The 22,069-nt window shown below is 66.5% G+C and carries 21 protein-coding genes; 14 read left to right on the top strand and 7 right to left on the bottom strand.

The annotated features are described in order from the left end of the window. Nucleotides 1-264: 264 nt before the first annotated feature. The 3 genes from dnaB (at nucleotide 265) to DEI88_RS16035 (ending at nucleotide 3,077) form a co-directional block, all read left to right on the top strand. Nucleotides 265-1,626: a replicative DNA helicase gene (dnaB, locus tag DEI88_RS16040; protein WP_375334608.1), complete on the top strand. Its 1,362-nt coding sequence runs from the start codon at nucleotides 265-267 to the stop codon at nucleotides 1,624-1,626. Between the two features lie 318 nt (nucleotides 1,627-1,944). Further along, complete coding sequence (locus DEI88_RS16475; protein WP_375334771.1) at nucleotides 1,945-2,334, top strand: NUDIX domain-containing protein; 390 nt, start codon at nucleotides 1,945-1,947, stop codon at nucleotides 2,332-2,334. A 530-nt stretch (nucleotides 2,335-2,864) separates the two neighbouring features. Continuing rightward, nucleotides 2,865-3,077 carry a hypothetical protein gene (locus DEI88_RS16035; protein ID WP_181435395.1) on the top strand — a complete coding sequence of 71 codons (213 nt, stop codon included), beginning with the start codon at nucleotides 2,865-2,867 and terminating at the stop codon, nucleotides 3,075-3,077. A 177-nt stretch (nucleotides 3,078-3,254) separates the two neighbouring features. Here the strand turns inward: DEI88_RS16035 and DEI88_RS16030 are convergent, their stop codons facing one another. The 5 genes from DEI88_RS16030 to DEI88_RS16010 form a co-directional block, all read right to left on the bottom strand. Continuing rightward, the gene (locus DEI88_RS16030; protein ID WP_111010765.1) at nucleotides 3,255-4,778 is read right to left on the bottom strand and encodes an SIR2 family protein; all 1,524 of its coding nucleotides are present in this window, start codon (nucleotides 4,776-4,778) and stop codon (nucleotides 3,255-3,257) included. Nucleotides 4,779-5,139: 361 nt separating this feature from the next. Further along, nucleotides 5,140-5,550 carry an ester cyclase gene (locus DEI88_RS16025; RefSeq protein WP_111010764.1) on the bottom strand — a complete coding sequence of 137 codons (411 nt, stop codon included), beginning with the start codon at nucleotides 5,548-5,550 and terminating at the stop codon, nucleotides 5,140-5,142. A 73-nt stretch (nucleotides 5,551-5,623) separates the two neighbouring features. After that, complete coding sequence (locus DEI88_RS16020; protein ID WP_181435394.1) at nucleotides 5,624-6,553, bottom strand: VOC family protein; 930 nt, start codon at nucleotides 6,551-6,553, stop codon at nucleotides 5,624-5,626. Between the two features lie 239 nt (nucleotides 6,554-6,792). Then, complete coding sequence (locus DEI88_RS16015) at nucleotides 6,793-7,215, bottom strand: DUF6069 family protein (RefSeq protein WP_111010762.1); 423 nt, start codon at nucleotides 7,213-7,215, stop codon at nucleotides 6,793-6,795. Nucleotides 7,216-7,335: 120 nt separating this feature from the next. Continuing rightward, nucleotides 7,336-7,845: a MarR family winged helix-turn-helix transcriptional regulator gene (locus DEI88_RS16010; protein ID WP_111010761.1), complete on the bottom strand. Its 510-nt coding sequence runs from the start codon at nucleotides 7,843-7,845 to the stop codon at nucleotides 7,336-7,338. Nucleotides 7,846-7,936: 91 nt separating this feature from the next. Here DEI88_RS16010 and DEI88_RS16005 point away from each other — a divergent pair, with 91 nt between their 5' ends. The 11 genes from DEI88_RS16005 to DEI88_RS15955 all read left to right on the top strand — a co-directional run bounded on the left by DEI88_RS16005 (nucleotide 7,937) and on the right by DEI88_RS15955 (nucleotide 20,747). Continuing rightward, nucleotides 7,937-8,299, top strand: coding sequence for a DoxX family protein (locus DEI88_RS16005; protein WP_111010760.1), 363 nt, complete (start codon nucleotides 7,937-7,939; stop codon nucleotides 8,297-8,299). 46 nt (nucleotides 8,300-8,345) lie between these two features. Next, nucleotides 8,346-8,918 (top strand): NADPH-dependent F420 reductase, encoded by a 573-nt coding sequence (locus DEI88_RS16000; RefSeq protein ID WP_111010759.1) that lies wholly within the window; start codon nucleotides 8,346-8,348, stop codon nucleotides 8,916-8,918. After that, nucleotides 8,915-9,778 carry an SDR family oxidoreductase gene (locus tag DEI88_RS15995; protein WP_111010758.1) on the top strand — a complete coding sequence of 288 codons (864 nt, stop codon included), beginning with the start codon at nucleotides 8,915-8,917 and terminating at the stop codon, nucleotides 9,776-9,778. Before DEI88_RS16000 ends, DEI88_RS15995 begins: the two co-directional genes overlap by 4 nt. Nucleotides 9,779-9,892: 114 nt before the next feature. After that, a complete protein-coding gene (locus DEI88_RS15990) occupies nucleotides 9,893-10,594 on the top strand; it encodes a TetR/AcrR family transcriptional regulator (protein WP_181435082.1) in 702 nt (233 codons plus the stop codon). After that, nucleotides 10,591-12,294: an MDR family MFS transporter gene (locus DEI88_RS15985; protein ID WP_111014265.1), complete on the top strand. Its 1,704-nt coding sequence runs from the start codon at nucleotides 10,591-10,593 to the stop codon at nucleotides 12,292-12,294. Before DEI88_RS15990 ends, DEI88_RS15985 begins: the two co-directional genes overlap by 4 nt. A 123-nt stretch (nucleotides 12,295-12,417) precedes the next feature. After that, nucleotides 12,418-13,338: an alpha/beta hydrolase gene (locus DEI88_RS15980; protein WP_111035782.1), complete on the top strand. Its 921-nt coding sequence runs from the start codon at nucleotides 12,418-12,420 to the stop codon at nucleotides 13,336-13,338. Between the two features lie 26 nt (nucleotides 13,339-13,364). After that, nucleotides 13,365-14,942, top strand: coding sequence for a sensor histidine kinase (locus DEI88_RS15975; protein WP_146242818.1), 1,578 nt, complete (start codon nucleotides 13,365-13,367; stop codon nucleotides 14,940-14,942). Continuing rightward, nucleotides 14,939-15,598, top strand: a complete 660-nt coding sequence (locus DEI88_RS15970; protein WP_111035784.1) for a response regulator transcription factor — start codon at nucleotides 14,939-14,941, stop codon at nucleotides 15,596-15,598. Before DEI88_RS15975 ends, DEI88_RS15970 begins: the two co-directional genes overlap by 4 nt. 131 nt (nucleotides 15,599-15,729) lie before the next feature. Next, nucleotides 15,730-16,374, top strand: coding sequence for a TetR/AcrR family transcriptional regulator (locus DEI88_RS15965; RefSeq protein WP_284183579.1), 645 nt, complete (start codon nucleotides 15,730-15,732; stop codon nucleotides 16,372-16,374). A 147-nt stretch (nucleotides 16,375-16,521) separates the two neighbouring features. Continuing rightward, the gene (locus DEI88_RS15960; RefSeq protein ID WP_111071968.1) at nucleotides 16,522-18,339 is read left to right on the top strand and encodes a flavin-containing monooxygenase; all 1,818 of its coding nucleotides are present in this window, start codon (nucleotides 16,522-16,524) and stop codon (nucleotides 18,337-18,339) included. Nucleotides 18,340-18,539: 200 nt separating this feature from the next. Further along, a complete protein-coding gene (locus DEI88_RS15955; RefSeq protein WP_111071967.1) occupies nucleotides 18,540-20,747 on the top strand; it encodes an MMPL family transporter in 2,208 nt (735 codons plus the stop codon). Nucleotides 20,748-21,087: 340 nt separating this feature from the next. On the opposite strand, the gene DEI88_RS15950 is transcribed toward DEI88_RS15955, so the two are convergent. Both DEI88_RS15950 and DEI88_RS15945 read right to left on the bottom strand, forming a co-directional pair. Beyond that, complete coding sequence (locus DEI88_RS15950; protein WP_146242819.1) at nucleotides 21,088-21,279, bottom strand: hypothetical protein; 192 nt, start codon at nucleotides 21,277-21,279, stop codon at nucleotides 21,088-21,090. Nucleotides 21,280-21,447: 168 nt separating this feature from the next. Continuing rightward, a complete protein-coding gene (locus DEI88_RS15945; protein WP_111010748.1) occupies nucleotides 21,448-22,041 on the bottom strand; it encodes a TetR/AcrR family transcriptional regulator in 594 nt (197 codons plus the stop codon). Between the last annotated feature and the right edge of the window lie 28 nt (nucleotides 22,042-22,069).

Here is a 22,069-nt window from a genome sequence, read left to right as displayed (position 1 = left end):
GTTGTCACCACCGCTTTCCGGCGTGTTCCCCGTGTCATCCACAAAGTTATCCACAGGACCTCTTGCTGGGGATAACTTCGCTCCCCTAGCCTGCGGGAGCGACTCGGGCAGGGGGCATGGAACGGGTCGTCACGGGACCGGAACGACCGTCGCGCTCGAGCCGCGAGGGTGGTGTCGGGGGGTGGCGGTACCAATGGTGGGACGGGCCTCCCGGATCATGCTCGAACGGCCCGGACGGGCCGACCAGGACAGTGAGGAGTCTGCGTGTCGATCGCGCATCTCGGTGCACCACCGGACATGGCCGAACGGGGCATGGAGCGGACGCCGCCCCACGATCTGCTCGCCGAGCAGTCGACCATCGGCGGCATGCTGCTGTCGAAGGACGCCGTCGCCGACGTGATCGAGACCGCGCGGGGCGTGGACTTCTACATCCCCAAGCACGAGGTCATCTTCGACGCGATCCTGTCGCTGTACTCGCACGGTGAGCCGACCGACGTCATCGCGGTGACCGACGAGCTCACCAAGACGGCCATGCTGTCCCGGGCCGGTGGCGCCGAGTACCTGCACTCCCTGACCTCGCTCGTGCCCACGGCGGCCAACGCGGGCTACTACGCCGCGATCGTCGCCGAGAAGGCCGTGCTCCGTCGCCTGGTCGAGGCCGGCACGCGCATCGTGCAGATGGGCTACGCGTCCGAGGGTGAGGTCACCGACCTCGTCAACAACGCCCAGGCCGAGGTCTACAACGTCGCGGGTGGCGTGCAGACCGAGGACTACGTGCCGCTGACCGAGGCCATCGGCTCCGCCATCGACGAGATCGAGGCCGCCAAGGGCCGCGACGGGCAGATGACCGGCGTGCCGACCGGGTTCGCCGGGCTCGACGCCCTGACGAACGGGTTCCACCCCGGCCAGCTCATCATCGTCGCGGCGCGCCCGGCGCTCGGCAAGTCGACGCTCGCCCTCGACCTCGCACGCGCTGCCGCCGTCAAGCACAACCAGACCGCGGCGTTCTTCTCGCTCGAGATGGGCCGCTCCGAGATCGCCATGCGCCTGCTGTCCGCCGAGTCGAGCGTGCCGCTCCAGAACATGCGCAAGGGCACCGTCGACGCCCGCGACTGGACGACCATCGCCCAGACCCGCGGTCGCATCAACGACGCCCCGTTCTTCATCGACGACTCCCCCAACATGACGCTCGTCGAGATCCGAGCCAAGTGCCGGCGGCTCAAGCAGCAGCACGACCTCAAGCTCGTCGTCATCGACTACCTGCAGCTCATGACGAGCGGCAAGCGCGTCGAGAGTCGCCAGCAAGAGGTCTCGGAGTTCTCGCGTGCGCTCAAGCTCATGGCCAAGGAGCTCCAAGTCCCGGTCATCGCGCTCTCGCAGCTCAACCGTGGCCCCGAGCAGCGCGCGGACAAGAAGCCCCAGATCTCGGACCTGCGCGAGTCGGGCTCGATCGAGCAGGACGCCGACATGGTGATCCTGCTGCACCGCGAGTCCGCCTACGAGAAGGACAACCCGCGGCAGGGCGAGGCGGACTTCATCGTCGCGAAGCACCGCAACGGGCCGACGGACACGATCACGGTGGCGTTCCACGGGATGTTCTCGCGGTTCGTGGACATGCCGCAGTAGGGGAACGTGTCGTCCGCCAGCTAACTTGTCCGACTGCCGCACAACGTGTCCGAAATACCGATAAGGACAGGTTGTTTGGCAGCGACGACGGGTCCAGTCGCACTCGCGGGCCGTGCCGAGTATCCCGGGCTGCACGACCGGTCGGCTTCCGTCGCCCGCGACCAATCCGCCATCGACCCGCGGGACCACGAGAGGCGACTTCGACCTGTAGCACTTAGGGCACCTTCACCGGGCATTCTCGCGAGACAGGTATACGGGAATCCCCAGCTCAAGCAGCACACGGGCAAGTTGTGACTAAGCGGGTGAGAATGTCTGGAAGTGTTTCAGACTGTCTGTTCCGGCATCAGTTTGTCTCGTATCGGCGTTGACCGCCAGCTTGACTGCTTAGCGGCAGTCGTCGTGCACGACGAGCAGGTGCTCGTGATCCGACGGTTCAAAAACGGCCGGAGCTGCTGCGTGCTCCCCGGAGGCGGCGTCGAAGAGAGCGGGAACCTACGTGAGGCCTGCCGTCGCGAACCTGCGAAGAGACCGGGCTTGATGCGACGTGGGCGAGCTGCTCGACGTCCCCGTAGACAGCGATGTGCCTGCGGCGTACTTCGTCGTGCGGATGACCTTCACGGATGTGTCGCTCGGAGGACCGGAGCTACACCGAGCATCCGACTCCAACGAGTACGCCCCCAGCTGGGTCGCCGCGACCTCGCTCGATGATGAACAGCTCGTCCCAGACGAAGCGAAACAGGCGGTACGCCTCGTCCTGAGCACTGCACGGCCGCCATCTGAGCCGTCTCGATAGCCGATCGGCTACCGGACATGACGGCGCGCACTGACGGGGCCCTGACGCCACGGCAAAATCCCGGAGCGCCCCGCTCTGCGTGAGGGGCAGCTGCTCATGCAGGTTCCACGTGCCGCGCGGGAACGGGGCTCGAGTACACGACGTTCGTGGTGATCCCTTCGAGCGTGGCGAGCCGTCCAGTGATCCGCGCCAGGTCCCGCATCGACCGGGCGAGCACCTTGATGATGAAGCAGTCTGCGCCCTGACGTGGTGCGCCTCGATGACTTCGGGCACGTCGGCAACGACGTTGTGGAAGGGCTAGCCACCGCTGACTCGCCGTTCATGCTCGCCATCGACGCCCCGATGGTCGTCGTCGGTGCCGGTCAAGGCCTCGCGTTCGCCCCTCCTCTCCAGCTTCGGCATCGCTGGCGCAAACAGCGCCTACGCCGGAGCCGCCTCAGGCCTGGTGAACACTGCCCACCAGCTCCGCAGTTCCCTCGGCCTCGCAGTCCTCGTCGCCGTCTCCACCGCACTGACCAGCGGCACCGGCGTTGCGGGAGCCGTCGGACGCACCCACAGCGCACTCACCCTCGCAAGCCTCTTCATCGCCGCGGCGTTCATCCTCTGCGCCTCCGTCATCGCGCCCACCGTCGGACGGCAGCGCCGCACCGTCCGCTAGGAAGCATCCGGCTGCCGGTCGGCCCTTCGGACGGTCCGCTGGTCGCTGGGGGTCGTCTCCGCCGTCCTCTTCGGCGTCCTCTAAGCGACCGACTGTCGATCAGCGACACAAGCTACCGCTAGCGGTGACTCACCCTAAATGCGGGGAGCTGAAGAGCAGCTCTCGATAGAAGGCGCCTCACGCGCTTCCGAAGCGCATCCAGTCATACGCCACGACCGCTTTCGCGTACTGCGTGGACCACCACGGTTCAGAGCGTTTTTCACGATACTTCACCAGAAACTCCCGCAAACCAGCAACGTCGTTCGTCAGTGTGGGCAACTGCATCGCACTGTTCAAAACACGATCCCAGCCCATCTTTGCCTCGAGGTCAGGCACCGACAACAGAACGCCCGGCTCCTCGAGCTTCGCGAACAGCTCCGCATATCTCTCTGCCCGCCTCTTGGCGGCCGTCTCTAGTGCAGAGCCTCCTTGCCATGAGCCAGCCGTCCATAGACCAGCCTCGACGAGATACTTAAAGACAGGCACGTACGTCGTGATTGGCAGCTTGGGATACACCTTGGAGATGACCAGATCCGCAGGCAAATCTCGAGCAGGGCTCTGTAGAACGTCGTCGAAAAGGTCCTGACGGGTGAGTCCGACGATGCCAACTGCCGTCATCTTCGCTCCGACGCCAAAAACGACGTCCAACCCGCTGGCGCTAGAGTCGTCTATGTCGGAGACGGCAACAAGCCGCCCGTCTGGATCATTGCTCTGCACAAGCTCGAACACTTGCTCCTTGAGCAGCCGAAGGATGCGCGCTGGCATAGCTCGCTCGCGATGCCCGAGGGCGCTGAACACTTCCAGGAAGTCTGGCACCGTTGCGCGGATGATCGGGAGAGACACCCCGTTCACGTTCATCACGGTGGAGCTCACGTCTGCCGGCTGGTCGGGCACCCACTCGACGAAAATGAGTCGATCCTGCAACTTCGAGACGTTCTCCGGGCGAAGACCAGTGATCAGTGAATCCAACAACGACTGAATGTTCGAATCACCTAGACTGTACCCAAGGAATATAACGGGATGCTCGACGAATATAGTTGCTAGCTTCGCAGCTAAATACGCGTTCCGCGCGTTGTAATCCTCGTAATCCTCCGCAGTAAGCACCAATGAATCGGGGTGCTTTTCGCCTCCATGAATGTAGTAGATCTCCGCAATACCTTGCGTGTCAGAGAACACAAGTTCATCTTGACCGATGTATGGCCGGAAGTCTGGAAATACTCGCTCGAGTAGGGAGTCGAAGTTCGTCGTGATCACACCGTCGACAACGGAGTCTTTGAATAGCTCGAACTCGTGAAGAAGGTCTACGGGCGGCGCGAAGTCTTCGAGCGCCGACCTCACGTATTTGGCTACTTCAAACTTGAGTGGCGAAGCACGGGTCGTTACCGAATCTCGCCACTCATCGACGGACGATGCGAACGCGGCGTCAGACCACCAGGAGTCATAGAAGGCGTCCGCGATGAGCGTCGCTGCCGTCGGGAAATCTCCGCCCGCGGCACCAAGGTAGTAGGCGAAGGGATGACCAGTGAGCTCGGAAAAGTGCGTCAATAGCCCTTTCCAGTCCCCAAGGCCCGCATACCGCCTAGAAAGGCCTGCGCCGACGAAGAGGTAGGGACCGGCAAGACCGTGAAGGTGCTCGCTCAAGAAGTCGTCAACCTTGCCCATGTGCAGACCCTAAGGCAACACCACTCGGCACCTCCGGTAGGGCGCGCGGGCGCAAATCGCGCACAGTTGTCCGAACCCCATGAAGAGACGCGTGTCCAGCCTGGGAGCGGGTGGCGGTGAGCGGCCCGTCCATCGGAACCTGATGAGTCGCGGTGCTCTGCATGCCCCGTCAGCGTAGAGGGGACCAAGGATGCCTCGGAGAAGCATCGGCTACTGAAACAGCTAGCGGAGTCGAAGGTGGCCGGATGAGCCGGGGGAGCTGCACGCGACCCCGGCCCATCCGGTGCGATCCCGCCGGCGAGTCTTTCGCTTTCGCCGACTGTGGAGTGATTCGGCTATTGCATCAGCTCGTGGGCGGTGCTTACTGAGCGGTGAGCTGGCTCATGAAAGCGGTGAAGTCGCCGATGGCGTTGTGCTCGACGATCTGGCCGTCGCGAATGACGTCGACGGCGACGGCTTCGAGGCGGGTCGCATTGCCGTTGGCGGGGATGCCGAACAGGTCACCGTTGCTGAAGGTGCCCTCGAGGACCCAGTGGGTGTAGACGGTGTCGCCGTCGGCAGCCTGGCCGAGGATCGTCATGGTCTGGTCGGGGACCGCGGTCTTCGCGGCGAGGTCGGAACCCATCCACATGTCACGGTTCATCGCGCCGCCGTTGGTGTGGTTGAGGAGATCCTGGGCGATGTAGGTGTCGAACGCGCCCTGCAGGTCGCCGCCGTTGTAGGCGTCGTAGAAGGTGCGGGCGATGGTCTTGTTGTCGTCGGTGGTGCTCATGGACTTGTCCTTCGGCTGAAAGTGGCCGCTCACGGAACGTGAGTGGGGTTGTGTGCCCGGGTTGGGGCGGTGGTTAGTTGGCGGAGAGCAGCAGCGTGTTCAGGCTGGGGTCTCGGACGAGGAAGCCGGCGTCGGATTCCTCGATGGGTCCGTCGACGGTGCCGAGGACATGGTCGAGGCGCTCGTGGGTGTCGAGGCGGAGGGTGAAGGCGCGCATGCGGGCGGTCCCTGCGGGGGATTGTGGTGCGCCGATGCCTTGCCAGGTGTTCACCGCGATGCGGTGGTTGAACGCGCCGCCTCCACCGAGGTCGCCCATGTGGAAGCGGGGTGCCCAGACAGCCTGGTTGAACCCGAACGTGCGGTAGAAGCCGTAGGCGGCTTCGAGGTCCCCGACGTACAGGTGGACGTGGCCGATCTTCGTGCCCTCCGGCATGGGGAGGGTCGTGTCGTCGTCGGGCAGAGCGTTCAGGACGGTGCGAACGTCGAGCGGTTCGCGACCGTTGGAGCGGCTGCCGTCTTGGCGGAGCACGTACGGGCCGTTGTCGTCGAAGTGGAATCCGCGGAGACGTTCCGGCGTCTCGAGGGTGATCTCGACGGTGATGCCGTCCGGGTCGAGGAGGTAGATCGCCTTCGACATGATGTGGTCGGTGGGGGAGATCTGCCAGCCGACCCGGATGAGGCGGAGCAGGATCCGTGCGAAGTCGGCTTCTGTCGGCGGGTGCACGGCGAGGTGGTAGAGCCCGCTGTGGCCCTGCAGGAACCCGGTCTGGGCGCCCGGGTGCAGGGTGACGAGCGTCCGTGCCTTCGTACCGAGCTCGACCTGGTCCTGGGACTCGGACCGCAGGACGAGACCGATGACATCGGTCCAGAACGCGGTGGAACGACCGAGGTCGGTGACCTCGAGGTGCACGGCGCCGAACTCCGCGACCTCACGGTCCGGCGTGCCGGGCGCGGCCGCGTTCGGGGCGGGGCGCGGGTCCGAAGAAGTGTCGAGGGGATTCATTGCTGCTCCTGCAGAGTTCGACGTCGGCGTGGATCCTGGCCGCACGAGCTGCTGCTGCCGGAACCAGGGATTACTTGAACTATCAAGTAACGAGGACCACTGTACGCCGTTTGGTTGAACTGTCAACAACTCGCTGCACATCGTTCTTGAAGGCTCGACGCGGCAGGAGCGGGCCTGGATGCAGAACGCCCGCCAGCTGGGCGACGAAAGCGTCGTCAGCTGGCGGGCGGGAGGAGGACTCAGCGTGCGATCGGGAGGAACACGCGGTAGATCGGCACCGCAATCGCAGTGGTCACGAGGTGCATGATGCCGAGCGCCACTCCCGCGGTCATCGCAGCGGAGCCACCACTGACGGCGAGGAGCACGTCGGGGATGAGGGACAGCACCAGTACGACAGGGACGAGGATCGCGAGCACGCGGCCAGCCGAACGCGCGCGGCTGATAAGCGCCCACCCAATCGCGCCGATCAGGACCCCGACGACGGTGAAGGTGATGTAGGCCGGCGGCGTCAGGCCCTGCACTGCAGGGTCAGCACCGGCCGCGAGGGCGCTGACGGCGATGATCGCGTTGGCGATGCTGCCGATGACGGCGGCGAGGACAGTCGCGACGAGCACCCCGCGGAGGCGGCTCGGGCGGCGGGTTGTCGTGTCGATCGTGCTCATGGGAGTTTCCGTTCTGAGAGGCGGCCGCATCGGATGAGCGGGCACGGCGGAGCGACGGACTGACGGGTGCCAGTCCGAGCGGTCGGGGTCTGTGGAGTCTTCGGTCTGGAGAGCCGACGGTCAGTCGTGAGCCGCCGGCGCAGCGGCGCGCACCGTCGACCCGCAGTCGGCGTCCGGCGTCAAGAGGTTCGCGGCGATCGGCCGCAGGATCTCGGCGAGATCGCCGACCCGCTCAGGCGAGATCGCGTCGAAGAACGCACGTCGAGCCTCCTCGACGTGATGCGGAGCCGCTCGCTCGATGAGCGCTCGTCCGTCCGCCGTCAGGGTGGCCACGAGCGAGCGCTTGTCCGTCTCGGACGGCACGCGACGCACCCACCCACGCTTCTCGAGCTTCGTCACCGCGTGCGACAGACGGGAGAGTGAGCCGTTGGTGAGGAAGGCGAGGCTGCTCATCGGGGCGCTGTCATCGGGCGACTCGCTCAGCATCGAGAGAACGTTGTACTCGAAGCGGGTCATCCCGAAGTCACGCTTGAGCTGAGCGTCGAGGGCCGAAGGCAGCAGCTCGATGATCGCAAGGAGATCCATCCAGGCTGCCGCCTCGGTCTTGTTGAGCCAGCGCGGTTCGTCCATGCACACATCGTCGCAGAAAAAACTTGACTGTTCAACAAAATGGTGTGTACTGTCGCTCTCGTTACTTCAACGTTCAAGCACAAGGAAGATCATGCTCATCGCACTCTGGATCATCAATGGCCTCCTGGCGCTCGCGTTCCTCGGAGCCGGCCTGATGAAGCTGGCACGCCCGACCGAGGCCCTCGCCAGCAGCGGGATGGGTTGGGCGGCCGACTTCGCCAGCAGCCACGTCAAGCTCATCGGGCTCGCCGAGGTTCTCGGAGCGATCGGTCTGATCCTGCCGCTGCTGCTCGACATCGCGCCGATCCTCACCCCGATCGCTGCGATCCTCCTCGCGGTCCTCATGCTCGGCGCCGTGGTCGTCCACCTGCGCCGCAAGGAATCTCCGGCGGCGCCGATCGTCCTGATGATCCTCTCGATCGTCAGCGCGATCCTCGGCTTCATCGCCCTCTGAACTCACCCTCTCCAACCGCACCACCTCTGAAACAGGAGCACACATCATGACCAGCATCAGCATCCTCGGTACCGGCAACATGGGCACCGCGATCGCCTCCGTCTTCTCCGACGGCGGCGCCACCGTCGAGTCCATCAAGCACTCCGACGAGCCCACCTCCTTCGCCGGCGACATCGTCGTCCTCGCCGTCCCGTACGCGGCCCTCCCCGAGATCGCCGACAAGTACAAGGCCGCCCTCGGCGGCAAGACCGTCGTCGACATCACCAACACCGTCGACTTCGCCACCTTCCAGCCCGTCGCCTTCGACGCCGGCAGCGGCGCCGCGGACCTCGCCGCCCGCCTGCCCGAGTCCCACGTCGTCAAGGCGTTCAACACCAACTTCGCCGGCGCGCTGGCCGCGAAGAGCGTCGGCGGCAAGAAGACCGCCGTGCTCATCGCCGGCGACGACGCCGACGCGAAGGCCGCCCTCCGCGAAGCGATCACCGCCGGTGGCCTCGACGCGTACGACGCCGGCCCCCTCGCCCGCGCCCACGAGCTCGAGGGCATCGGCTACCTTCAGATGGGCCTGGCCGTCTCCGAGCAGATCGGATGGACCGACGGTCTCGGGGTCATCAAGTGACGATCGCCGTCACTGGCGCGACCGGTCAACTCGGCCGCCTGATCGTCGAGCACCTCCTCGCCCGCGGCCTCGCTGCCGATGACGTCGTCGCGGTCGGCCGCAACGCCGACCGCCTCTCGACACTGTTCCTCGACCACGATGTCCGCACCGCAGTCGCCGACTACACCGACCCGGACGCCCTCCAGGCCGCGTTCCACGGCATCGATACCCTGGTGCTCGTCTCCGGCAGCGAGGTGGGCCAGCGTGTCCCGCAGCACACCAACGCCATCCGCGCCGCGGAACAGGCCGGCGTGCAGCACATCGTCTACACCAGCGCTCCCCGCGCCGACACGTCGACGCTGTTCGTCGCACCCGAGCACAAGGCCACCGAGGACCTCCTCGCGGCCTCACCCGTCACCGCGACCGTGCTCCGGAACAACTGGTACAACGAGAACTACGAGCAGGCGTTCGCCCAGATCGCCGCGACCAGCCAGTGGCTCGCCAGCAGCGGCACCGGCCGGATCGCCTCGGCCTCCCGCTCCGACTACGCCGAAGCGGCAGCCGTCGTCGCCGCAACGGACGCGCATCGCGGCGAGACACTCGAGCTCGCCGGCGACACCGCCTGGGACGGCGCCGAGTTCGCCGCCACCGCCAGCCGTGTCCTCGGACGCGACGTCGCGTACGCCGGCGTCTCGTCGGAGGAGCACCAGGAGGCACTCGTCGCTGCAGGTCTCGACGAAGGCACGATCGGGTTCCTCGTCGGCCTCGACGCCGCCGTCGCCGACGGCGCGCTCGACGGACCCTCGACGGTCCTCTCCACGCTGATCGGTCACCCGACCGAGACGCTCGAGGAAGCCTTCCGCCGCTTCCACACGGCCTGATCCACCCGCGGATCCACGACGCTCCGTGGTGCCGGATACTTCCGTCCGTACCACGGAGCGTTGTCGCATCCATGCCGCACGGCCAGCGAAGTCTGCACCTCCAACTTCAAGTAGTTGCACTGTGCCTCGCAAAGTGCAAAGCTGCAGAGTGTGAACACATCTGAGCGCACGCGACTGCTTCGCCGTCGCATGATCGCCACGGCCCGTCGCCGGACGATCGCGGACGGCCTGAACGGGTTCACCATTGAGCAGCTCTGCGAAGAAGTTGGTGTGTCCCGCCGGACGTTCTTCAACCACTTCGCGTCGAAGGAAGACGTCGTGCTCGGGATCGAGCTCGGCGTCGAAGACGACCTGCTTGCCACCTTCGCTGCGGGAGCGGCGGTCGACCCCGACCTCGCTCCCTTCGAAGCGGCGGTCGCACTGGCGATCGAACATCTCCATGTCGTCGGCCTCGACCGCGGCGAAGAAGCCCTCATGCGGGACGTCCTGGAACGCGAGCCCTCCCTCGTGGCGCGATTCGTCACCGCGACCGACCGGCAGATGAACCTCGTCGGCGACGCCATGCGCTCCCGATTCGGATGGACAGACCCGGCCGACGACCGCGGGCGGCTCGTTGCCGAGATCATCGGCGCACTGCTCAAAGCGACCGCGTGGCGGTTCTTCGCCGATGACGACGGGCCGCCCTTCGAGGACATCCTCCGCGCCAACTTCCGCCTTGTCACAGCGATGGCGAACTCGGACAGCCCCGCTGTCCCGGCCAGCAGTGCGCCGCTCTCGGCGGCACACTCGATCAACGAACTGGAGCACACCCCATGAGCTCGACCAAGAGCGCGAAACGGGCAGGACGGTCCGACGGGCCACTCCTGCTCACCCAGCGCCGCATCTGGACCATCTTCTCGGCGCTCATCGCGGGCATGCTGCTGTCGAGCCTCGACCAGACCATCGTGTCCACGGCGATGCCCACCATCGTGGGCGAGCTCGGCGGTGTCGCGCACCAGGCGTGGCTGACCACGGGCTACCTGCTGGCCTCCACGATCGTGATGCCGATCTACGGCAAGTTCGGCGACGTCCTGGGTCGGCGGAACCTGTTCCTCATCGCCATCGCGCTGTTCACCATCGCATCGGCCGGCTGCGCGTTCGCCGGTGACTTCACGCAGCTGATCGTGTGGCGTGCGGTGCAGGGCCTCGGCGGTGGCGGTCTGATGATCCTGTCGCAGGCGATCATTGCCGACATCGTGCCCGCGTCGCAGCGCGGCAAGTACCTCGGCCCGCTCGGTGCGATCTTCGGCCTCTCGGCGATCGGCGGCCCGCTGCTCGGTGGGTTCTTCGTCGACCACCTCACCTGGAACTGGGCCTTCTACATCAACATCCCCGTCGGGATCGCCGCGTTCTTCATCGCCTGGTTCGCACTCACCCTGCCCACCAAGAAGGCCGAGAAGAAGATCGACGTCCTCGGCGTGCTCCTCATGTCCGCCGCCACCACCTGCCTGGTGTTCTTCTCCGAGTTCGGCGGCAACAAGGACCACGGCTGGGACGCCCCCGAGACCTGGGCCTGGTTCGCCGGCCTCGTCGTCGCCGCGGCCCTCCTCGTGCTCGTCGAGTCCCGCGTCGAGGACCCGGTGCTCCCGATGTCGTTCTTCCGCAACCGTACCTTCCTGCTCGCGACCGGCATCGGCCTCGTGCTCGGCATCGGCATGTTCGCCGCCATCGGGTTCGTCCCCACGTTCCTGCAGATGGCATCCGGCACCTCGGCCGCAGTCTCGGGGCTTCTCATGCTCCCGATGATGGTCGGCCTCATCGGCACCTCCGTCGTATCCGGCAACCTCATCACGAAGACCGGCCGCTACCGGATGTTCCCGATCGTCGGCACGATCCTCGTCGCCGCCGCGATGCTGTGCTTGACGCAGCTGGCTGCGGACACCCCGATCTGGCTGATCTGCGTCTACCTGTTCGTCTTCGGCGCCGGCCTCGGCCTCATCATGCAGGTCGTGGTCCTCGTCGCACAGAACGCCGTACCCGCCGAGCAGGTCGGCACCGCCACCTCGACGAACAACTACTTCCGCGAGGTCGGCGCCTCCCTCGGCACCGCCGTCTTCGGTGCACTGTTCACCGCACGTTTGACCACCTCGCTGACGGACGTGTTCCGCGGCGCCGGCGGTTCCGCGACGGATGCGGCGTCCTCGGCGGGCAGCATCGACCCCGCGACCGTGGCGAAGCTCCCCGAGGCGGTGCAGAACGGCATCGTGAACGCGTACGCCGACTCCCTCGCGCCGGTGTTCTGGTACCTGCTGCCGTTCATCGCCGCCGCGTTCCTCCTCGCGCTGTTCCTGCCGCAGATCAAGCTCTCCGACACGGCCGGCATGGTGGCCCGCGGCGAAGCGATCGGCGGCGCAGAAGCCGACGAACTCGAGAAGGCGCGACAGGACGCCGCTGCAGCCGGCCAGCCGGCTGCAGCCGCAGCCGCAGCCGCCTCAGGCTCGGACACCGTTCGAGCCGGGACCCGTCGCGACAAGTAGCCGGACAGAAGGAGGGGCCGTCAGCGGCGGCTCCTCCCTCCATCCCCGGCCCGCGATAGGCACCGACGAACACGCTCGACCCGCACGCCTGCACCAGTAGCCACGCCACAGAAAGAGACCATCATGGCCGCCCCTCTCGGCATGCGCGTCCGCACCTGGGCGATGTCAACGCTCGTCACACGAATCATCCGGGCGCCGAAGGTGGAGTTGACCTCCCGAGCGGTTCCGGACAACGAGATCGTGCACATCCCCACCCGTCACGGGTCAGTCCGCTGCTACATCACACGGCCTCCCGCGGACGCCCCGCTCGCCGCCAACGGTGCCACCCCGCCGGTGGTCATCAACACCCACGGTGGTGGGTTCGTGATCGGGAACCCGCTGCAGGACAACCACCTCGCTCGAGGGATCGCGGGCGAAGTCGGCACAGTCGTCGTCAACGTCGACTACAGCACAGCTCCCAAAGCCCGGTTCCCACAGGCGTTGGGGGAGTGCTTCGACGTGCTCAGGTGGGTCGCCCGCTCTGGGGACACCATGGGATGGGACGGCACCCGGATCGCGGTGACTGGCAGCAGCGCCGGGGGGAACCTCGCCCTCGGCACCCTCACGCAGACCACCCGCGAGCACGGCCCCGCTGTTCGCGCTGCCGCCCTCATCGTGCCCGCCGTGGACCTGTCGATCCCGCCCGCCGAAGCGACCTTGCTGATCGAGAAGCCGTTCGTGAACGCCGGGATGCTCGAGATGGTCGACACGGCCTACCCGCTGGAGGACACCGACCGGAAAAATCCCCTGGTCTCGCCCAGCTTCCTCTCCGACGCCGAGCTCCGGGCACTGCCACCGACCCTGGTCGTCACCGCGGAGCACGACACGCTGCGCCCCTCCATCGAGGAGTTCAGCGCGCGAGCGGTAGCCGTCGGCGCGCCGGTCGAGACCCGACGGTTCGACGACGTCGACCACGACTTCTACTACGCAAGCTCCACGCCGAAAGCGACCCTCGACACGCTCATGGCCGCGTTCACCGCGCACCTACTCGAACACCTCCGCTGAACCGCGTTGCACGCCGTGCAGCGTCGGTGGATCCGTCACCGGGAGATCATGCCCCACGCTGCACTTTGGAGGAGCATCGAAGCGGCCAGCACCATGAAGCCGGCAAACCGCAACACGGCGCTCGTGGCGGCGACCGCTGCCCACACCGGCAGCAACGGGACCCGTGCAATCGTCCCAGCACGAGAGGTGTGGTTCCGCTGGTCAGATTCGTCGTCGAGCTCCGCCGGCGTCGAGATGAACATCGCCGTCCGGGCGGGGCGAGCGGGAAGAAGCGTGGTCGTGAGGTGTCCTTCCATCGGTGCGGCTATGGGGACCAGCATCACCGCAGCGACACCCGTCGGCGTCGTTCCCCAGAACCGAGGAACCTGATGCAGATGGAGTACAAGACCGGCACCGGCCTACCCCAGACTCAGGGGATGACCGTTCCGACGCCCGGCGGGCCCGCGACGCCGCGCCCGCTGTGGCTGCGCACGCAACCCGTGCTCGAGCGCCTCCCGCTCTGGGTGAGCGTGACCGCGATGATCGTGGAACTGGTCGTCATCGTCACCAACGGCGACGGTCTGCTCGCCGGCATCGGCGCACTCGTGACCCTCGCCGGCGCGCTCGTCGCCGCCCGTCTACCGCAGGTCGGACTCACGTTGACGATGGCGGGCGTCGTCGTGGTGATCGTCGGAGGGCGGGAGCCGATCGGCGAGTGCACCGTCGTGGTGTTCGTCCTGTTCGCACTCACCTTGCGCGGCTTGCCGCCGACGCGCAGCATCGGGATCACAGCGCTGGCGATGGCCGTCATCTTCGGACTCGCCAGCTTCCTCTCCGCGGGCCGCGCGGTCGGTCTCGACGCCGTCGCGGTCATCGTCGCCGTCGTCGCCGGTGGTGCCGTGGGCGCGGCACTTCGGCTGCAGCGACAGTACTGGGAGTCCCTCGAGCAGCGCACCCGCGACGCGATCGCGACACGGGAGGCTGAAGCCGAACGGCGAGTGGCCGAAGAGCGGGTCCGCATCGCCCGCGACCTGCACGACATCGTCGGCCACCAGGTCGCCGTCGTGAGCATGCACATCGGCGCGGTCGAAGTCACCGCCGGCCGCGACGACGCCGCGACCCAGCGATCGCTGGTCGCGGCGCGCACCGCCGTGCAGTCGATCCTCAGCGACACGCAACGCACGCTGGCGATGCTCCGCAGCGACGACGCCGACCACGACGACGCGCGCCGACCGACACCCGGCCTGTCGACGATCGACGAGCTCGCCGCCTCGTTCCAGGACGCTGGCCTATCGATCGACGCGCAAATCACCGACCAAGCTCGCCGGGTGCACGAGGCCGTCGGGGTGACGGTGTTCCGCGTGGCGCAAGAAGCGTTGACGAACGCCCACCGGTACGGGACCGGTGAGGCCGCGCTGACGGTGCTGACGGACGAGGCTGATGTGGTGATCAGCGTCACGAACCCGGTCGCGTCCACGCCGCCGACCGCACACGGCAGCGGATATGGACTCATCGGTATGCGCGAACGCGTTGAGTCCGCCGGCGGAACCCTTCAGCTTGGCACCGACGAGGATGTCTTCACCGTCACAGCACGAATCCCATGGAACGAAGGAGCCAGCTCGTGACACACGTGCTGTTGGTCGATGACCAAGAGATGATCCGGCTCGGACTGCGCACCATCATCGACGCGCACCCGGACTTCACCGTCGTCGGTGAAGCAGCGGACGGGTTCGCCGCCCTCACCTTCCTCAACGATCACGACGTCGATCTCATCCTCATGGACGTCCGCATGCCCGGGATCGACGGCGTCGAAACGACGCGACGGATCCGGGAGCGGATCCCGTCCGAGCAGACCCGCATCGTCGTGCTGACCACCTTCGAGCACGACGACACCGTCCTCGCCGCGCTCCGGGCCGGCGCGAACGGGTTCCTCGGCAAGGGCGTCGGACCAGCCGAGCTCATCGTCAGTCTGCAGGAAGTCATCGCCGGGGGAGGTGCCCTGTCCGCAGCAGCCTCTGCCGCGCTCATCGGGCACGTCACCGACAGCCCGGGCCGCGTCATCGACGCTGACCTCGCCGACCGGTTCCTCGCTTTGACCGCCCGCGAGCGCGACGTGGTCCTCAGCATCGCGGCGGGGCACGACAACGACACCATCGCCTCAGAGCTGTTCGTCTCACCGTTCACGGTGAAGACCCACGCGAGCCGTGCGATGGCGAAGGTCGGCGCCCGTGACCGGGCCCAACTGGTCGCGTACGCCTACCAGGCCGGCCTTCTCGCCTGACCCGGCCGCGCGCATCACGCGGACGCAATGACCGTTCGGGAAGCCCTTCGGGAACATGGACGGTCGTTAGGCTCCTGGGAACGGGAGGAGCCGCCATGACTGATGCCCAGCAGAGGACCCGAGCGTCACGTGTGGCTGCAACCCGGGACGCGATCCTCACGGCGGCCGAGCAGCTCTTCGGTGAGTACGGCATCGCACACGTGTCAGGACGGCAGATCGGAGAGGCCGCCGGGCAGGGGAACACCGCGGCGGTCGGGTACCACTTCGGAGGCAAAGCAGATCTCATCCGCGCGATCCTCGCCCGGCACCAGCACGCCATCAACGCGCTCCGACTTGCCGAACTGCAGCGAGTCGAGGGGCGGAACGACATCCGCGACTGGATCGCCTGTTTCGTGCGTCCGACGACCACCCATCTCGAGTCCCTGGGATCACCGACCTGGTACGGCCGGTTCAGCGCGCAGGTCGCGACGGATCCCGCCTGGGCTGACATCGCGATGGACGAAGCTCGAGAAGCACCGGGGCTCATGCGCATCGCGCAGGGTATCCAGCGCTGCCTCCCGGACCTCCCAGCGCCGGTGCGTGTTGAGCGGATGACGATGGGCCGAATCCTCCTGACGCAGGTGATCGCGGAACACGAACGCGCGCTGGAGCGAGGCGGTGCCCGCATCTGGGCGAACTGGTCCGCCGTGGCGGACTCTCTGATCGACGTCGTGTCGTCCTTGTGGCTGGCCGAGGCGGTGACGTCTCCGCGCGCTGCCGGGCAGTCGCCATCCTGAGCGGGGTCCACCCTTCGGGGGACCCCCTTCCCAGTAGGTGGAAATCTCCCGGGAGTGTAAATCAAGCGATTGAGTTAAAAAGGGTACGGCGATTGACTCGCTGGGGCGGCAACAGCTGTTGCCGCCCCGCCCATCTCAAGGAGCACGATGACGGACATCGCCACGGACAGCAGCATGCGCGAAGCGGACCTGGAGGCGTTGCGCGCCCGGTACCGGGTCGAACGCGACCGACGCATCCGTCCTGACGGGCTCCGGCAGTACCAGGGCATGCGCGGCGCGTACGGGTACTGGGCGACGGACCCGTACACGCGCCGTTCGGATCGTCCGGCGAAGACCGACCGCGTCGAGGTGCTCATCGTGGGCGGCGGGTTCGGCGGACTCCTGACCGGGGCGCGGCTGCGCCAGGCGGGCTTCACGGACATCCGCATGACCGAGGAGGGCGGCGACTTCGGCGGTACCTGGTACTGGAACCGGTACCCGGGCATCCACTGCGACATTGAAGCCTCCGTGTACATGCCGCTGCTCGAGGAAGTCGGAACCGTCCCCACTCGCCGGTACGCGCCCGGCGAGGAGATCCGCCGGCACGCGATGGCGATGGCGAAGCACTTTGACCTGTACGACGACGTGCTCTTCCACACCCGGGTCACCGACCTCCGCTGGGACGACGACACCGCGGACTGGGCAGTCCGGACCGACCGCGGCGACACGATGCGCGCACGGTACGTCATCGTCTCCTCCGGGTCGCTATCTCAGCCCAAGCTCCCCGCGATCCCCGGGATGGAGAACTTCAGGGGACACACGTTCCACACGAGTCGGTGGGACTACGGCTACACCGGTGGTGACCAGGCCGGGGGGATGACCGGCCTTGCCGACAAGCGCGTCGCGGTGGTCGGGACCGGTGCGACGGGCATCCAGGTGATCCCCCTCGTCGCCGAGGACGCTGCGCACCTCACCGTTTTCCAGCGGACCCCGTCGAGTGTGGACGTCCGCGACAATCGCGATCTGCCCGCGGACTGGACCACGGGCCTCCCGACCGGATGGCAGCAGGAACGCATGGAGAAGTTCCTCGCGGTCGTCTCCGGCGAAGAGACCGAGGTGGACCTGATTCAGGACGGCTGGACCTCCACCGCAGCGCTGCAACGCACGATGCTGACCGGGCAGACGGAGGACACGCTCGACCCGGAGGAACGCGACCGGCTGATCGAGATCGCGGACGCCCGCAAGATGGACCAGATCCGTGCACGCGTCGATGCCGTCGTCACGGATCCGGCGACCGCAGAGATCCTCAAGCCCTGGTACCGGTACATGTGCAAGCGGCCGACGTTCAGTGACAAGTACCTGCAGGCCTTCAACCGGCCGAACGTGAGCCTGGTCGACACCGCCGACACCGGAGGAATCACCGCCATGACCGAGACCGGTGTGGTGGTCGGCGACACGGAGTACGAGGTCGACGCCGTCGTTTTCGCCACCGGGTTCGAGACCGGCGTCTCGGGCGTCATCTCCGGAACACTGCCGGTGCACGGCCGGGACGGAACGCAACTGCTCGAAGCGTGGGCACGAGGCCCCCGGACACTGCACGGATTCGTGTCGCACGGCTTCCCGAACCTCTTCCACCTCGGAGCGCTGCAGAACGCGAACTCTGTGAACTTCGTGCACATCCTGCAGGAGCAGGCCACGCACATCGCCGCGATCCTGGAGCACGCTCGCGACGAGGGCGCACGGCAGGTCGAGCCCACCGTCGAAGCCGAAGACCGGTGGTTGGCGACGATCCACGAGGTGGAGGTGGACAACGCGGCGTTCCTGGCGGAGTGCACGCCCGGTTACTACAACGGCGAGGGCACCCGGAAGCGTGGGGGCGGCGGGTACAGCCCCGGGCCCGTCCGGTTCCACCGCCTGCTCCGGGAATGGCGGCAGACCTCGATCGACGAAGTCCTCGTGCCCGAGCTCGCCGTCACCAACTCCTGACCCGATCACTCCACCCAGATGGCCGCCGCTCAATGAGCGTCGGCCCGCCGATGTCGCGCCTACTGGTTGTGCAAGGAAAGGGCGGGATCTACTGCAAATGGAGTAGCCCGAACGGTGCGAAAGGAGGCCGTGTCGAAGCGCTCGGATCGGGATCGTTGACGTTGTTCGCACATCGCAACCACGACGACGAAGGAAACCGCATGTCCACGTTCCTGTCCCACCTCGGGCGCTTCAGCGCCCGGTTCCGATGGCTGGTGATCGGAGCGTGGCTCCTGATCATGGCCGTGCTGATCGGCATCTTCATCGTCGGTAGCGGCATCGACAAGGGTGCCGCGACCACGAGCATCCCCGACACCAAGGCCTCCCAGGCGTTGGAGCGGATGAACAAGGAATTCCCTTCCAAGACTGCCTCGGACACCGCGTCCCTGCAGCTGGTGTTCCAACCGAAGTCCGGCAACGTCACGGACGCGACGACTGCGAAGCAGCTCGAGTCGTTCCTCGCGAAGGCTCGGACGGTCGACGGCGTCAAGTCCGTCAGCGACCCACTGAACGCAGAACAGCCCTACATCTCCAAGGACCGCACGGTGGCCGTCGCCATGATCACCTACGGCGACCTGACGAAGAAGCAGGAGACGAAGTACTACGACGCAGCTCTCGAGCTGCAGGAGAACGCCCCTCCTGGGCTCGGTGTCGAGCTCGGCGGGAACCTCGTGCCCCTCGGCGCCCCGGCCACCAGCCCGAGTGAAGGCGCCGGCGTCATCATCGCGTTCGTCATCCTCGCGATCACGTTCGGATCGCTGCTCGCTGCGGGCATCAATCTCCTCGTCGCTGTCTTCGGCGTCGGTGTCGGCCTCATCGGTGTCCTCGCCTACGGCGCAGTCACCCCGATCGGTGACAACGCGATCATCCTCGCAACCATGCTCGGCCTGGCAGTCGGTATCGACTACAGCCTGTTCATCCTGTCCCGCTTCAAGACCGAGCTCCGTTCCGGTCGGAGGGTCGACGACGCGATCGCTCGCGCAACCGGTACGGCCGGCACCGCTGTGGTCTTCGCTGGCATGACCGTCGTCGTCGCGCTCGTCGCGCTCATGGTCGCAAACCTCAGCTACATCACCGAGATGGGTGTCGCCGCAGCGTTCGCGGTCACCGTCGCCGTCCTGCTCTCGCTCACCCTGCTGCCGGCACTGATGCGGTTCATGGGCGTCAAGGCGCTGTCGAAAAAGCAGCGCGCAGCGCTGCAACGCGGGGAACTCTTCACCGACGACGGCCCGCAGAAGCGCGGCGTCCTCCGCTCGTGGGGCAGCTTCGTCGTGAAGCGCCCGATCGTGTCTCTCCTGGGCGGCGTCCTCGTCCTGGTCGTCGTCGCGCTCCCCATGCTCAGCATGAAGACCGCCTCCAACGTCCCTGGCGGGTCCGACCCGGAGTCCACCGAACGCACCGCCTACAACCTCATCGTCGACAAGTTCGGCGGCATCCAGAGCCCCCTGATCGTCCTGGCTGAGGGTGACAACATCACCTCGAAGACCGCCGCGATCGAGAACGAACTCACCGGTCTCGACGGCGTGCAGCAGGTCGTTCCCGCTCAGGTCAGTTCCGACGGGGACTACGCACGTGTCACCGTCATTCCGACCGAGGGACCGATCGACGACTCCACCAAGGACCTGGTGCACCAGATCCGCGACGACGCTGACACCATCAGCGGAACGCACCTCGAAGTCACCGGTGAAACCGCGATCGGCATCGACTCCGACGACCAGCTCGCACGTGCGCTGGTGAAGTACGTCGTCGTCATCGTCGTCATCTCGATCATCCTGCTCATCGTCCTGTTCCGGTCGCTGCTCATCCCCGTGATCGCGACCCTCGGATACCTGCTCTCCGTCGGCGCGTCGTTCGGGGCGAGCGTCGCAGTGTTCCAGTGGGGGTGGCTGGACTTCCTGCCAGCACCGCAGGGCGACCCGATGCTGAGCATCCTGCCGCTGCTGCTCGTCGGAGTGCTCTTCGGACTCGCGATGGACTACCAGGTGTTCCTCGTCTCACGTATCCAGGAGATGTACCGCAAGGGCCGTGACCCCAAGCAGGCGATCCGCGAGGGCTTCTCCCGATCCGGTCCCGTCCTCGTCGCTGCGGCGAGCATCATGATCGTCGTCTTCGGCGGGTTCGCCACCGGGGAGTTCGCGATCGGCGCCTCGATCGCGTTCGGGCTCCTCGTCGGCGTCGCCGCGGACGCGTTCATCGTCCGCATGGTCCTGATGCCGGCTGCGTTGTCCCTCCTGGGTCGCTCCGCTTGGTGGATCCCGAAGTGGCTGGACAAGGTCCTCCCCGACGTCGACGTCGAAGGCCACGCCCTCGACAAGCACGACGCCGCGACACCCGCCGCGCAGGACCAGCCACGAGTCCTCGTCGGCTGACACTCCGAAGGGCCCCGGTGAGCACACCGGGGCCCTTCGTCCTCTGCTCGTAGAACGAAAGTGACAGCTGATGCAGCACCCCGTCCGCCCCGAAGACATCCATCTCCCCCCGACTCAGCCCATCGACATCACCGCCTACCTTGCAGCGGAAGCAGATCGTGCGTTCGCCGAGAAAGGCTCCGCACCAGAGCTGAACGTTCAGGATCCCGAACCGCCTTGCTGAGCGCGATATCAGCAGACCCGCTGCTCGAGCGGTGCGCGGTCAACGATCGTGGGTGAAGTAGCCAGACGAGAAACCCCGTCGCAGGGCAACGCGGGCAGACGTTCGGTAGTTCGTCGGCTATCGGGACGCAGGCCGGTCGTACTTGGCGACGATTTCTCGCCTCGCCTGGTCTCGAGAGAGCGCTCCTTGCAGCACCCGGCGGACTCGCTCGATGGCGTCTGCATCGACCTGTAGGCCCCGTGCTCGCAGCGCCAACTCGATGAAGGCCACTTCACCTTCGACGTCGATACGGCTCTCGTTGCTCGCCATGGACCAACTGTGCCCCCGACTCCGATACACGATGCTCAGCCGTGGCGCGCAGTACGAGCCGCAGTAGCCTGATCCAAGACCTTCATACAAGACTCTCGAAGGCGGAGCTCTCCTCACAGCGTGGGGGGATTGGCCTTCTGAACCGGCGGCTCCCAGAGATTGCTCAGGCTAAGTGAGTGCGTACCCGTCGGGAGGCACCGGCAACGTTGCCGCGACGAGATCTTCGACGAGGGTTCCATCGAGCGGGCGGCGGGTGACGAGGCACCATAGGACCATCGCCAGGAAGACCTGCGTGACCGTGTCGATCCTGAGGTCCGGGGGGAGCGCACCGGCCTCCACCGCCAGTCGCAGTCGTTCCGCGAGCCGCGTGCGGGCGGCAGTCGTGATCCGTTCGTCGTAGTTCGCGGAGAGGTCAGCATCTTCGGCAACAGCCGCGATGATGGCCTGGAGTACGGCGGCTGCATCGGGGTCGTCGTAAACACGCGCGACGGCCAGCATCCACGCAGTGACGTCGGCGTGGACGTCATCGGAGACGGCAACGGGACCTACCGGGAGGATGCCGCCCGCGGTGACCATCTCCGAAACCAGCGCCGCTTTCGTCGGCCACCATCGATACAGGGTTTGTTTGCCGACGCCAGCTACCGCGGCGATTCGCTCGAACGACAGCGTGTCCCATCCACGGCTGGCCAGCTCCGAGCGTGTCGCGTCGAGGATCGCCAAGCGTGTCTCTTCATTGCGGAGTCGTCCTGTGCTCTTGGCCATACAGCCATCCTCGCGGCATCACGACTCC

The sequence above is a fragment of the Curtobacterium sp. MCBD17_003 genome, from assembly GCF_003234885.2.
In the GTDB taxonomy this organism is placed as follows: Bacteria; Actinomycetota; Actinomycetes; order Actinomycetales; family Microbacteriaceae; genus Curtobacterium.
This window is presented reverse-complemented; position numbering and strand designations above follow the sequence as displayed.

Bases quoted from the DNA above. Each gene is read 5' to 3' on its own strand.
- DEI88_RS16030 (WP_111010765.1), bottom strand. From the start codon at position 4,778: ATGGGCAAGGTTGACGACTTCTTGAGCGAGCACCTTCACGGTCTTGCC.
- DEI88_RS16025 (WP_111010764.1), bottom strand. From the start codon at position 5,550: ATGAGCACCACCGACGACAACAAGACCATCGCCCGCACCTTCTACGAC.
- DEI88_RS16020 (WP_181435394.1), bottom strand. From the start codon at position 6,553: ATGAATCCCCTCGACACTTCTTCGGACCCGCGCCCCGCCCCGAACGCG.
- DEI88_RS16015 (WP_111010762.1), bottom strand. From the start codon at position 7,215: ATGAGCACGATCGACACGACAACCCGCCGCCCGAGCCGCCTCCGCGGG.
- DEI88_RS16010 (WP_111010761.1), bottom strand. From the start codon at position 7,845: ATGGACGAACCGCGCTGGCTCAACAAGACCGAGGCGGCAGCCTGGATG.
- DEI88_RS16005 (WP_111010760.1), top strand. From the start codon at position 7,937: ATGCTCATCGCACTCTGGATCATCAATGGCCTCCTGGCGCTCGCGTTC.
- DEI88_RS16000 (WP_111010759.1), top strand. From the start codon at position 8,346: ATGACCAGCATCAGCATCCTCGGTACCGGCAACATGGGCACCGCGATC.
- DEI88_RS15985 (WP_111014265.1), top strand. From the start codon at position 10,591: ATGAGCTCGACCAAGAGCGCGAAACGGGCAGGACGGTCCGACGGGCCA.
- DEI88_RS15980 (WP_111035782.1), top strand. From the start codon at position 12,418: ATGGCCGCCCCTCTCGGCATGCGCGTCCGCACCTGGGCGATGTCAACG.
- DEI88_RS15960 (WP_111071968.1), top strand. From the start codon at position 16,522: ATGACGGACATCGCCACGGACAGCAGCATGCGCGAAGCGGACCTGGAG.
- DEI88_RS15955 (WP_111071967.1), top strand. From the start codon at position 18,540: ATGTCCACGTTCCTGTCCCACCTCGGGCGCTTCAGCGCCCGGTTCCGA.
- DEI88_RS15950 (WP_146242819.1), bottom strand. From the start codon at position 21,279: ATGGCGAGCAACGAGAGCCGTATCGACGTCGAAGGTGAAGTGGCCTTC.
- DEI88_RS15945 (WP_111010748.1), bottom strand. From the start codon at position 22,041: ATGGCCAAGAGCACAGGACGACTCCGCAATGAAGAGACACGCTTGGCG.